The organism is Microbacterium sp. GbtcB4, assembly GCF_019091465.1.
GTDB classification, from domain to species: Bacteria; Actinomycetota; Actinomycetes; order Actinomycetales; family Microbacteriaceae; genus Microbacterium; species Microbacterium paraoxydans.
The window spans coordinates 722,937-735,142 of the sequence record NZ_JAGXJJ010000001.1 but is presented as its reverse complement, the minus strand read 5'-3'; the positions used below and the strand labels follow the sequence as shown (position 1 = coordinate 735,142).

The following is a 12,206-nucleotide window of genomic DNA, read 5'->3' as shown; positions in this document are numbered from 1 at the left end:
CCGTCATCCACCCCCACCGAACGCGGGCCGGAACCGCGCCCCGCGTGGGTCGTGACCTCCGCCGGCGCCCTGGACACCGAGCTCGGCATCCTGAAGACCGGCAAGGAGGCCGACGTGTTCCTGCTGGAGCGCGCCGTGCCCGACGACACGACGCAGCGCACCCTCCTCGCCGCCAAGCGCTACCGGGGCATCGAGAACCGGAGCTTCCAGCGCTCCGCCGTCTACACCGAGGGACGCAGCACGCGGAACACCGCGATACGCGCGCCCTCGCCAAGAAGACCGCCCACGGACGGGAGGTCGCCGCAGCCCAGTGGTCGCTCGCGGAGTTCGAGGCCCTGTGCCGGATGTGGGAGCGCGGCGCCCCGGTCCCCTATCCCGTGCAGGTCAGCGGCACCGAGGTGCTCATGGAGTTCCTCGGCGACGACCGGGGCATCGCGGCACCGCGGCTCGCCCAGGTGCGCGGGTCGAACGCCGAGATGCAGGAGTACTTCACGCAGGTGGCCGACCTCATGCGGGTCTTCGCCGCCGCGGGCTTCGCGCACGGCGACCTCTCCGCCTACAACCTCCTCGTGCACGACGGGCGGGTCCGGGTGATCGATCTGCCGCAGATCGTCGACGTGATCGCGAATCCGCAGGGCCTCGACCTGCTGCACCGCGACTGCGTCAACGTATGCGACTGGTTCGCACGGCGACGGGTGGAGTGCGACGCCGAGGCCCTGTTCGCCGACCTCCTCGGGACGCTGTTCTGACTCCCGGTGTCAGGAGGCGAGTCGGGCGGCGAGAAGGGTCACCAGCTCGTACACGACGTGGCTCGCGGCGATCCCGGTCATCTGGGCGTGATCGTACGCGGGCGACACCTCCACGACGTCGGCGCCGACGATGTCCCGGTCGCGCAGCGCCCGGAGGATGCGCAGCAGCTCGCGGCTCGTGAGCCCTCCGGCCTCGGGGGTCCCGGTGCCGGGCGCGTGCGCGGGGTCGAGCACGTCGATGTCGATCGAGACGTACAGCGGCTTGTCGCCGATGCGGGTGAGGATGCGGTCGATCGCCGCCTCCACCCCGTGCTCCTCGATGTACTCGCTGGAGACGATGGAGAAGCCGAGGCGCTCGTCGTCCTCGAGGTCCTGCTTCGAGTACAGGGGTCCGCGGGTGCCGACGTGGCAGCTCGCGGTGAGGTCGATCAGCCCCTCCTCGCTCGCGCGGCGGAAGGGGGTGCCGTGCGTGATGGGGGCGCCGAAGTAGGTGTCCCACGTGTCCAGGTGCGCATCGAAGTGGAGGACGGCGACGGGACCGTGCTTCGCGGCCACCGCCCGCAGCAGGGGAAGGGCCACGGTGTGGTCGCCGCCGATCGTGACGAGGCGCTGCACCTGCTCGCCGAGCGCCAGCGCCGCGCGCTCGACCTCGGTCACGGCCTCGGTGAGGTCGAACGGGTTCACCGGGATGTCGCCGGCATCCACCACCTGGGCGAGCTGGAACGGCGACACGTCCTGCGCGGGGTTGTAGGGCCGCAGCAGCCGGGACGACTCGCGCACGTGCGACGGGCCGAAGCGGGTGCCGGGGCGGTAGCTCACGCCGGAGTCGAACGGGATGCCGACCACCGCGATGTCGGCGCGCGGCACGTCCTCGATGCGGGGCAGGCGGGCGAAGGTGGCGATGCCGGAGTACCGCGGGTTCACGGAGGCGTCGACGGGGCCGATGTTGTCGGTCATTTCTCGTTCCTGTTCGTCGGGAAGTGTGGGTCTCAGAGGGCGTGCTGCAAGATGTGCACGAGCTGCACCCCGCCGTCGGCGATGGCCGCGCGGATGCTCGGGGCGATGTCGGCGCGCGATGCCACCCGTCGCCCCGCCGCCCCGAAGGCGGTGGCGAGCGCGGCCCAGTCCGGCTGCACGAGGTCGACGCCCACCGGGGTCATGCCCCGGTCGAGCTCGTTCTGGCGGATCTCCGCGTACCCGCCGTTGTCGACGCACACCACGGTGACGTCGAGGCGCTGCTCGACGGCGGAGACGAGCTCGTTCACGCAGAACATCAGAGCGCCGTCGCCGATGACGGTGACGACCGGGCGTTCGGTCTGCGCGACGGCCGCACCGATCGCGGCGGGGAGGCCATAGCCGAGCGTGGCGTAGGTCGGCGTGTAGAGGAGGGAATGCGGCTGCTCCTGCCGCAGCACGCTGCCGAGCGCCATGTACACGATCTGGGAGGAGTCGCCGGCGACGATCGCGTCGGCAGGGAGGGCGGCGGCGATGATCTCGGCGAGCTCGACGGTGTCCGGCGCCGTCTCTCGGGACTCGGCCTCGATCGCGGCCCGCTCGGCCGTGAGGTCGCGGGCGGGACGGGCGGGGTCCGGCAGCAGGGGCAGGAGGGCGTCGGTCACCGCGGCGGCGTCCCCCGTGAGACCGACCGTCGCGGTGAGGTTCTTGTCCCGCTGCTCCGGAGAGATGTCGACGCGGATCACGGCGCCGCGCGCCTCGAGCCGCGGAGCCCAGAGCTCCGCCTCGCCCAGCTTCGAGCCGACCACGAGCAGCACGTCGGCGTCTTCGGCCACGGCCCGTGCGGCGGCGAGGCGCAGGTTCGAGCCGAGCGAGAGCGGGTGCCGTTCGTCGAGCACCGCCTTGCCGTTCAGGGTCGTGAGCACGGGGGCTCCGAGCCGCTCCGCCACCGCGGCGATCTGGTGCGCGGCGTCCACCGCACCCCCACCGGCCACGATCACCGGGCGGCGGGCGGCGGACAGCAGCCGGGCGGCCTCGGCGAGCGCGATCGGATCCCCGGAGACGCGGTCGGGCATCGGGCGCGGCTTCCGGTCCTCCGCGGGCACGGCGGCGGGCGCCTCCAGCACGTCCAGCGGGATCTCGATGTGCACGGGACGGGGGCGGCCGGTGCGGAAGAGGTGGAACGCGTCGTGCACGGCCTGCACCGCCTCCGCCGCGGTCGACACCCGCCGCGACCACTCCGCGATCGCGGCGACCATGGCCGTCGCGTCCTTGGTCTCGTGCAGCGTGCCGACGTCGGCGAACTCCGCCCCGAGCGGCACCCCGGGCGAGAGCACGATGAGGGGTCGCGACTCGCAGAAGGCCGTGCCGATCGCGCTCATCGCGTTCTGCAGCCCGGGGCCGGAGGTCGTGATCACCACGCCGGGGAGCCCGGTCTGCTGCGCCCAGCCGTCGGCACCGTACCCCGACCCCTGCTCGTGGCGGTTGGTCACGGCACGGATGCCGAGGTCGGCGAGGGGCCGGTAGAACTCCAGGTTGTGGGTGCCGGGGATGCCGAAGATCGCGGTCACCCCGTAGGCGCGGATGGTCTCCAGGACCGCACGGCCCGCGGTGTCGGCGTACCGGTCGTCTCCGATGGTGTCGGTGCTCATCGTGTCATCCTCACATCGCGTGCCGACGGACGCCGTCGACCCAGGTCTCACGGACCTCGATCGCCGCGATCTCCTCGGCCGGCACCGCGAGCGGGTCGTCCGAGAGCACCGCGAAGTCGGCGTACTTGCCCGGCTCCAGGGAGCCGAGGTCGTCCTCGCGGCCGATCGAGACCGCGCCCTCGATCGTGTGCGCCCGCAGCGCCGCGGTCGCGGAGATGCGCAGATCGTCCGGGCCGAGCTTGTGCCCGCGCCGGGTGACCCGGGTGACCGCGGTCTGGATCGCCTCCAGCGGGATGGGCTCGGCGACCGGGGCGTCCGAGGAGATCGTGATGGGTACGCCCGCACGCTCGAACTCCCCCAGCGGGTTGAAGCGCTCACCGGGCGTGCCGATGGCCTCCTCCACGCCTTCGCCCCAGTTGAAGTAGTGCTGCGTCTGGTTCACGGGACGGATGCCGGCGGCCGCCATCCGCTCGATCTGCGCGGGCGTCGGCAGTCCGCAGTGCTCGATGCGGTGCCGGGCATCCGCGTCCGGACGCTCCGCGAGCGCGGCCTCGATCGCCGACACGACCATCTCGATCGCGGTGGGCGACTGGGCGTGGGTCGCGGTCTGGAGGCCGGCCGCGTGGGCCTTGCGGATGAGCTCCGCGTAGTCGGCGGGCTCGTGGTAGAGCTGGCCGGTGCGGCAGGGGTCGCCGACGTAGCCGTCCGGGAAGTACGCGGTCCAGCCGCCCAGGGTGCCGTCGGCGTAGAACTTGATGCCGGCGAAGCTCAGGTGGGCGTTGCCGAACTGCCCGACGAGCCCCATCTCCAGCGCCTCGTCTAGCAGGTGCGACAGCAGGTACATCGACACGCGCAGCTCCAGCCGCCCGGCCTCGGCCAGCCGCAGGTACATGTCGAACTCGCGCCGCGTGACCTGGCAGTCGCCGATGGAGGTGACCCCGCCCGCGAGGAACCGCTGCGTGGCCGCGTCGAGCTGACGCAGGTGCTCCTCCGGCTCGTCCGCGAGGTGGAAGTTCGGACCGTGGTGGCCGATCTTCACCCCGTGGACGCCGGTGAGGATGTTGCACGCGGCGTCGGACAGCTCGCCGGTGAGCTCGCCGTCGGCGTCGCGGAAGAACTCGCCGCCGTCCGGGTTCGGGGTGTCCCGGTCCACGCCGTTCAGGTCGAGCGTGTACGAGTTCACCACCCCGCCGTGACCGGAGGCGTTCATGAGGTACACCTCTCGGTCGGCGGCCACCTCGTCGAGCTCGAACCGCGTGGGGTGCCGCTTCTCGACGAGGTTCCGCTGCTCGTAGCCGTAGCCGCGCACCGGGCGTCCGGCGGGGAGATCCGCGGCGGCGGCCTTCAGCAGCGCCACGATCTCCGGGATGCTCCCCGCCTTCTCCGGACCGCAGTCCACCCAGGTCATCATCTGCCCGAACATCAGCGGATGCGCATGCGCGTCCACGAAGCCGGGCACGACCACCGCATCCCCCAGATCGACGCGCTCAGGGGTGAGTCCGGCCCGCGCCGCCACGTCCTCGCACTCCGCCGCCGTGCCGAGGGCGACGATGCGCCCCCGGTCGATCAGCATCGCCGTGACGGTCGTGCCGGAGGCGTCTGCCGTGTGGATGGCTCGCGCGGTGACGAGGACGGGAGCGGCCTGGGCCGAGCGGTCGAAGGGGGTGAGCTTTCTCATGATGCCTGTTCGCGGTGGTGTCGTGCGGGGGAATAGTGCCGGTCAGGGCAGGCGGTTCGCCGTGGTGTCGGTCCGGGCGGTGAACGACGCCGTGACCGGGGCCTCGTCGGAGTGCTGCGGCGCGAGACGCGTGCAGATCCCGGCGATGACGGCCATGCCCACGAACATCGCGATGACCGACCAGACACTGCCGGTCCAGGCGATGAGCTGCGTCGCGAACCAGGGCGAGAATCCGGCCCAGATGGCGGCGCCGACGCCGTACGACAGGGCGATGGATGTGTAGCGCGCCTGCGGACGGAACATCTGGGCGAGGATCGCCGCGATCGGGGCGTACGTGGCGCTCATCGCGATGCGCACGAGCGAGGCGAAGAGGAAGATCAGCGGCTCGACACGGCCCGGCATCAACAGGAGGAAGGGCGCGAAGGTCAGCACCGAGGTGATCAGGCCGATGTACATCACGTTCTTCCGGCCCCACTTGTCACCGAGCCAGGCGACCGGCAGCGTCACGACGAACTCCACGAACGACGCCAGGGTCATCGCGTCGAGGATCACCTGCTCGCTGATCGCGATGGGCTCGCCGGTCGCGTACGCGGTGGCGAAGGTGGTGGCCAGGTAGTAGCCGCCGGTGGAGATGGGCAGGATCCCGATGCCGAGGAGGATCGGCTTCCAGTTGACACGGAGGGCGAAGGCGAGCGGCATGGACTGCTTGCGGCCCTCGATCTTCTCCTCGAAGACCGGCGACTCCTCGACGCGATACCGGACCCACAGCCCCACACCGATCAGCACGATCGACAGCAGGAACGGGATGCGCCAGCCGCCGTCCATGATGAACGTGTCGCCGCCGCGGGACATGATCGCGAAGATGCCGGAGGCGAGGAGGGCGCCGGCCGGGTTGCCGAGCTGGGTGAAGCCGCCGTAGAACGTCTTCGACTTCTCGGGAGCATGCTCCACGCTCATGAGCACCGCGCCGCCCCATTCGCCGCCGACCGCGAGGCCCTGGACGGCGCGGAGCAGGATGAGGAGGATCGGCGCGAGGATGCCGATGTTCTCGTAGGTCGGGAGGCAGCCGACGAGGACGGTCGCGGCCCCCATCAGCAGCAGCGTGATGACGAGCGAGACCCGCCGGCCGAGCTTGTCGCCGATGTGGCCGAAGACGATGCCACCGAGGGGGCGGACGAGGAAGGCCACCGCGAACGTCGCGAAGGCGGCGGCGGTCTCGGCCAGACGGTCGCCGCTCGGGAAGAACAGCGGGCCGAACACGAGGGCGGCGGCCGTGGCGTAGACGTAGAAGTCGTACCACTCGATGGTGGTGCCGACGAAGGCGGCGAAGCCGGCGCGGCGCGCGCGGCTGTGGACGCCGCTTCGGGGGGTGGGGGTAGTGGTCATGGACCCGCTCCTTCGCGGATGGTGTCGGATAGCGAAGGATGCTACGGACGTGGAGCGCCGCGGGCAAGGGCAGAACTCCAGCGATACGCGTCATTCACTGGATTTGTGTCGGACGCACCGCGCACTCCAGGCCTTCCGCTCGGTCGAACAGCGCTCTACACTGCTTTTCTGCGGGGACGAGCGTGCACTGCGGGGAAATCGACGGAATCGGACGGCACATGGACTTCGACGCGGAACTCATCCGGGCGCTGCAGGAGGACGGCCGCGCCAGCATCCTCTCCCTCGCCGAGCGCGTCGGCCAGTCCCGCGCCGTCGTGGCGGCCCGTCTGCGCGCGCTGCTCAGCGACCGCACGGTGCGGGTGGTCGCGGCCGTCGACCCCGTGTTCCTCGGCCAGCACGTGCTCGCCCACGTGTCGATCCGGACCGACGGCGCTGTCGAGGTGGTCGCCGAGCACCTGCGCGACATGTCCGAGACCGTGCTGGTGTCGGCGGTCGGCGGCGCCCACGACATCGTGACGGAGGTGCGGGTGGGCTCGATGTCGGAGCTCCACGACCTGCTCGCGCGCATCCGCGGCAGCGCCGGCGTGCTCGACATCAACACGATCATCTACTCGACCGTGATCAAGGGCTTCTTCGTCTCGGAGTATCACGGCGGCGTGACCCTCGACGGCATCGACGAAGCCCTCATCGAGCACCTGCAGTCCGACGGGCGGATGAGCTTCCGTGCCCTCGGCGAGCAGGTGCGGCTCTCCCCCAGCGCGGTCGCGACCCGGGTGCAGCGGCTCATCGACGCCGGGGTCATCAAGATCAGCGCCGTGGAGGCCCGAGGGCTCGCGCACCGGCAGCTCTCGATGGGCGTGGGCATGACGCTCGGAGACGACGACGAGGCCGTGATCGACGAGCTGCGGCGGGGGCGCGGCGTCGACTTCGCGGCGCGGACCCTCGGGCGGTTCGACGCCGTCGCGACCCTCGTGGAGCCCTCCGCCGGAGCCCTGTACGCGAGTCTCGAGCGGCTGCGCGCGCTCCCCGGAGTGACCCGGATCGAGGCGTGGCTGCATCTCGCGGTGCTCAAGGAGGACTACGCCCGCACGCTCCGCCCCCTCCGCACCGACTGAGTCCGCCCCGTCCCCCGCCCCGTCCGGCCCCCTCCCGCCCGGTCCCGTCCCGTCCCGTCCCGTCCCATCCCGTCCGCGCCCCCTCCGGTCCCGCCCGGGATCAAAACCGCGCCTCTTTCACCCATCCCCCGCACGTTTCTGCACACCTACCGCGGGGTGTCCCCCACGCGGGATGAATACGGCGCTTCGGGAGGCGCGTGGAGGACCCTCTTTGATCCGGCGCCCTCCGCATTTCCGCCGGGAGGGGTTCCCCACGCGGGATGAAAACGGAGCTTCGGGAGGCGCGGGGAGGGGCCTTATCGATCCCGGGATCGGGGCGGGATCGGGAAGGGGCGGGGGGTCAGGGGGTGAGGGGGGCGAGGAAGGCGCGGCGGATGGCGGCGACGTCGGCGTCCTCGCGCGTGGGGTGCACGCGGTTGAGGAGCAGCACGCCGTAGGCGCCCGTCTCGGGGACGACCGCGAAGCACGTGCCGGTGAAGCCGGTGTGGCCGACCGCATCGAGGTCACCCATCCACGCGGCATCGCGCACGCGCAGACCGATCGCCTGGCCGTAGCCGGCGTCGGCCTGGATCGAGGGGGTCGTCATCCCGCGGAAGGACTCCCGTGACAGCACGCGCCCGTGCGGCCCCTCGCCCTCATCGCGGAGGAGACGGGCGAGAGCGGCGACATCCGCCACCGTGCCGAACAGTCCCGCGTGGCCGGCGGGACGGCCGAGCGCATGGGCGAGCTCGTCGTGCACCTCACCGCGCACGTTCCCGCGGTGCGGCTGCGTCTCCGTGGCGACCGCACGCTCCCGCTCCGGAGCCATGGTCAGCGACGCGGCGCCGATCCCCGTGGCCACCTCCGCCCAGAGCGCCGCGAGCGGCCGCCCGGAGACCCGTTCCAGACAGTCTCCGGCCGCGATGTACCCGACGTCGGAATACAGATGGCGAGCGCCCGGCTCGGCACCGAGCGCCCGACGCTGGACGCGGGCACGCAGTTCGTCCCCGCGCACGCCCTCCCGCCACTCGCGCCCCTCCGCCGGCAGCCCGGAGGTGTGGGTGAGGAGGTGCCGGAGGGTGATCCGCTCCGCTCCGGTGCCGCTGCCCACCGTGAGGACGCGCTCGACGGGCTCATCGAGGTCGATCACCCCCGCGTCGACGAGCCGCAGGGCGGCGATGGCGGTGAAGACCTTCGTCAGCGATGCGAGATCGAAGAGGTGCGCGGCGGTGAGCGGAGCGGGATCGTCGTGCGCCGGCGACCCGAGGAGTTGCAGCTCTTCCGCGCCCCCGGCGACCGCCCGCACCGACGCCCACGCCGAACCCGGGGCTCCGTTCACCATGATCCGCCCGCGGCCGTCACTTACTCATGCCGGAGGTGAGGCCGTTGATGATCTGCTTCGTCGCCAGCAGGAACAGCACCACGAGCGGGATGGTGGCGATCGTGAGTCCGGCGAACAGCTGCGGCCAATCGGTCGAGTACTCCCCGAAGAACCGGGTCAGGCCCACGGGGAGCGTGTACGAGTCGCGGTCGCGCAGCAGGATCAGCGGGTAGAAGAAGTCGTTCCAGACCGGCACGAACCGGAAGACGATCACGGTCGCGAGCGCCGGGCGCACGAGCGGCAGCAGGATCTGCAGGAACGTGCGCAGCGGTCCGGCGCCGTCGATGCGCGCGGCCTCCTCCAGCTCGATCGGCAGCGCCCGGAAGAACACCGTCAGCACGAACGTGGTGAACGGGATGCCGAGGGCGCCGTAGACGAGGATGAGGCTGAAGACGTTGCTCGTCATCTTGAGCGCGTCGAGCAGATAGAACAGCGGCAGGATCGCCAGGTGCACCGGCAGCATGAGGCCCGAGAGGAACACGGCCTCGATCCCGCGGAAGAACTTCGCCCTGGCCCGCGCGAAGGCGTAGGCGGCCAGCACCGACACGACAGTCGTGACGATGACCGACCCGACCGTGACGGTGATCGAGTTGACGAAGTACGTGTCGAACGAGGCGGTGATCCACGCGTTCTGGAAGCTCGTGAACGTCGGGGGGACGGGGAGTCCGAGCGGCTCGGTGGCGATCTGCTGCTGCGTGCGCAGGGAGTTGTTGACCATGAGCAGCAACGGACCGATCGCGACCAGCGCGTATCCCCACAGGAACACGTTGGCGAGGAGGCGGCCCACGAACGGGGTGTCGTTCGTGCGACGGGAGCGGCGCCGCGGGGCGGATGGCCGGCCGGAGACGATCGCCTCCGTGGTCGGTTCCTGACGGGTGTCGAGGGCGGTGCTCATCAGAACAGCTTTCGTTCGGCGCGGCGCATCGTCGTTGTGATGACGACGGAGATGACCATGATGAAGATGAACAGGACGGTCGCGAGGGCCGACGAGACCCCGATGGAATTCGGGTTCCCGGACTCGAACGCGGTGCGGTAGAAGAGCAGCATCATCACGTCGGTGGAGCCGGCGGGAGCGCCGTTCGACCCGGCGAGCGCGAACGGGATGGCCATCGCCTCCATGCTGCCGATGAAGGTGAGCACGGTGATGATGCCGATCGTCGGCGTGAGCATGGGGAGCGTGATGTAGCGGAAGCGCTTCGCGGCCGTGGCGCCGTCGAGCGACGCCGCCTCCTCGATCTCCTCGGGGATGCCGCCGAGGGCGGCGCCGTACAGCAGGATCGGGAATCCGATCCACTGCCAGGCGCTGACCAGCACGATGACCCAGATCGCGAGCTGCGGATCGCCGAGCCACGGCAGCGCGAGGCTCTCGAGGCCGACGCCGCGGAGGATCGCGTTCACCGGCCCGAACAGCGGAGACAGCATCAGCGACCACAGGTAGCCGATGACCATCGGGCTCACGAGGTAGGGCAGGGCGAAGATCGTCTGGAAGAACCGCTTGGTGCGCTTGCGGCGGTGCAGCAGGGTGGCGATGCCGAGGCCGAGCGAGTTCTGGAAGACCAGGGCGCCGGCGAAGAGCAGCAGGTTGTGGCCGAACGCGTTCCACAGCTCGGAGGCGTAGGGCTCCTTGGTGAGGAGCGTGAGGTAGTTGCCGATACCGGCGAATCCACCCTGCTTGGTGCCCTGCCAGTCGAAGAACGAGTAGCTGAGCGCGGCGAGCATCGGGTAGAGGATCAGCACCGCGAAGAGCACGGCGGCAGGGAGCACGAACAGCGCGGCCGTCGGCGTCGACAGCGCGATGCCGGTGCGGGGGCGCCGGCTCTTCGGCGGGCGCACGGGGAGGGTCAGAGCCATGGGGGGTCCTTCGCTCGTGGTGGGGCGCCGGATGCGGCGCCCCACCACGCTCGGATCAGGAGGAGGGGGTGAACCAGGTGGAGATGCCCGACTGCAGGTCGGCGCCCAGCTGCTCCGGGGTCTTCTGACCGAGGAACATGGCCTGGATGTCCGGGCCGAGCACCGCGGTGCCGGTCGGGTCGCCGTAACGGAAGTCGACGAGCAGCAGGTACGGAGCCGGGTTGGCGGTGTACTGCTCGTTCATCTCCTGCATGAGCGGGTCGGAGTACTCCACCCCGGGGAGCGCGGAGAACTGGTCGACCTCGTCGGCGACGAGCTGGCCGAACTCCTTCGTGGTCATCCAGTTGAGCAGCTCGGTGGCCGCCTCCTGGTTCTCGCTGGCCGCGTTGATGCCGAAGCTGCCGTCCGCGTAGCCCGGGGTGACCGCGTGGTCGAGCGCGCTGTCGGGGGACGGCGGGACCTCGTAGACGCCCCACTCGGTGTCGGGCGCGGAGCTCTGGAACGTGGGCAGGTCGAACGAGCCGCCGGGCCACTGCGCGGCCTGGCCCGAGGTGAACTGCAGGACGGCGTCGGCGACGGCGATCGCGTTGACGTTCTTGTCGAGGTACTTCTGCATGTCCTGCACGATCTGCAGAGAGGACACGTAGGCGGGGTCGGTGAAGTCGACGTCGCCGGCGAGCACCTTCTCCTCGAAGGCCGCACCGCCGTAGTGGGCCGAACCGACGATGTCGTGGAACATCGGCAGGACCCAGTCCTCGCGGGCGCCGAGCGCCATGGGGGTGACGCCCTCCTTGAGGAGGGTCTCCTGCAACTCGATGAACTCGTCCCAGTCGGTGGGCTCCTCGAGGCCCATCTCGTCGAACATGGTCTTGTTGTAGAACATCTGCATGGTCTGGTACGCGAAGGGGACGCCGTAGGTCTTGCCGTCGTCCTTGCCCTGGGCCGCCCGCAGGACCGTGGGGTCGAACTGGTCGAGACCGTCGACGATGTCGTCGATCGGCACGATCTGCTCCGACTGGATCGCCGACTGCACGCCGCCATAGGCGCGCAGCATCGCGATGTCCGGACCGTCGCTGCCCTCGAGGCCGGTGGCGAGGATCTGGTTGTACTCGGTGGGCTGGAAGCCCTCGAACTCGATGGTGACGCCGGGGTGGGACTCTTCGTAGGTGTCGAACACGGCCTCCCACTTCGGGGACGAGGAGGCCTGCCAGGACCAGATGGTCAGGGTGACATCATCCTGACCATCGCCGCTCGAGGCTGCGGGCGCGCAGCCGGCGACGGCGAGTCCGGCGACCAGGATCCCTCCGGTGAGAGCGAGGCGGACGGGGCGGTTTCGCATGGTGTTCCTCTCGGGTGACGTCTTCGTCGCGGCACGGGGACGATGCCGACACTGCCACTGTGGGCAATCTCTTACAAAAATGCAAGCGTTTCTGAAAATTCCTACCGAGTGTGCACCCGACC

10 protein-coding genes are annotated in these 12,206 nt (G+C 70.6%); 2 read left to right on the top strand and 8 right to left on the bottom strand.

The genetic code is table 11. The annotated features are described in order from the left end of the window. Positions 1-44: 44 nt before the first annotated feature. Entirely contained in the window at positions 45-749 is a 705-nt protein-coding gene (locus KVS71_RS03485; RefSeq protein WP_368874545.1) for an RIO1 family regulatory kinase/ATPase, read from the top strand. A 9-nt stretch (positions 750-758) separates the two neighbouring features. Here the strand turns inward: KVS71_RS03485 and speB are convergent, their stop codons facing one another. From speB to KVS71_RS03465, 4 genes are read right to left on the bottom strand one after another with little or no spacing between them, the layout of a single operon-like run. Continuing rightward, entirely contained in the window at positions 759-1,706 is a 948-nt protein-coding gene (gene speB, locus KVS71_RS03480; protein WP_025102677.1) for an agmatinase, read from the bottom strand. A gap of 32 nt (positions 1,707-1,738) precedes the next feature. Next, positions 1,739-3,355: a thiamine pyrophosphate-dependent enzyme gene (locus KVS71_RS03475; protein WP_217583810.1), complete on the bottom strand. Its 1,617-nt coding sequence runs from the start codon at positions 3,353-3,355 to the stop codon at positions 1,739-1,741. Positions 3,356-3,365: 10 nt separating this feature from the next. Beyond that, the gene (locus KVS71_RS03470) at positions 3,366-5,033 is read right to left on the bottom strand and encodes an amidohydrolase (RefSeq protein ID WP_217583808.1); all 1,668 of its coding nucleotides are present in this window, start codon (positions 5,031-5,033) and stop codon (positions 3,366-3,368) included. Between the two features lie 42 nt (positions 5,034-5,075). Beyond that, entirely contained in the window at positions 5,076-6,419 is a 1,344-nt protein-coding gene (locus tag KVS71_RS03465; protein ID WP_217583805.1) for an MFS transporter, read from the bottom strand. Positions 6,420-6,637: 218 nt separating this feature from the next. Between KVS71_RS03465 and KVS71_RS03460 the strand changes: the two genes are divergently transcribed. Further along, the gene (locus KVS71_RS03460; RefSeq protein ID WP_060921581.1) at positions 6,638-7,534 is read left to right on the top strand and encodes an Lrp/AsnC family transcriptional regulator; all 897 of its coding nucleotides are present in this window, start codon (positions 6,638-6,640) and stop codon (positions 7,532-7,534) included. Positions 7,535-7,874: 340 nt separating this feature from the next. On the opposite strand, the gene KVS71_RS03455 is transcribed toward KVS71_RS03460, so the two are convergent. Genes KVS71_RS03455 through KVS71_RS03440 form a run of 4 tightly spaced genes read right to left on the bottom strand, consistent with a single transcriptional unit; the run spans position 7,875 to position 12,084 of the window. Further along, positions 7,875-8,855, bottom strand: coding sequence for a serine hydrolase (locus KVS71_RS03455; protein WP_060921580.1), 981 nt, complete (start codon positions 8,853-8,855; stop codon positions 7,875-7,877). 16 nt (positions 8,856-8,871) lie between these two features. Then, positions 8,872-9,789: a carbohydrate ABC transporter permease gene (locus KVS71_RS03450; protein ID WP_062765614.1), complete on the bottom strand. Its 918-nt coding sequence runs from the start codon at positions 9,787-9,789 to the stop codon at positions 8,872-8,874. Beyond that, positions 9,789-10,745 carry a carbohydrate ABC transporter permease gene (locus tag KVS71_RS03445; RefSeq protein ID WP_025102684.1) on the bottom strand — a complete coding sequence of 319 codons (957 nt, stop codon included), beginning with the start codon at positions 10,743-10,745 and terminating at the stop codon, positions 9,789-9,791. The genes KVS71_RS03450 and KVS71_RS03445 overlap by 1 nt, the downstream gene beginning before the upstream one ends. 55 nt (positions 10,746-10,800) lie before the next feature. Continuing rightward, positions 10,801-12,084: an extracellular solute-binding protein gene (locus tag KVS71_RS03440; protein ID WP_217583803.1), complete on the bottom strand. Its 1,284-nt coding sequence runs from the start codon at positions 12,082-12,084 to the stop codon at positions 10,801-10,803. Positions 12,085-12,206: the final 122 nt, after the last annotated feature.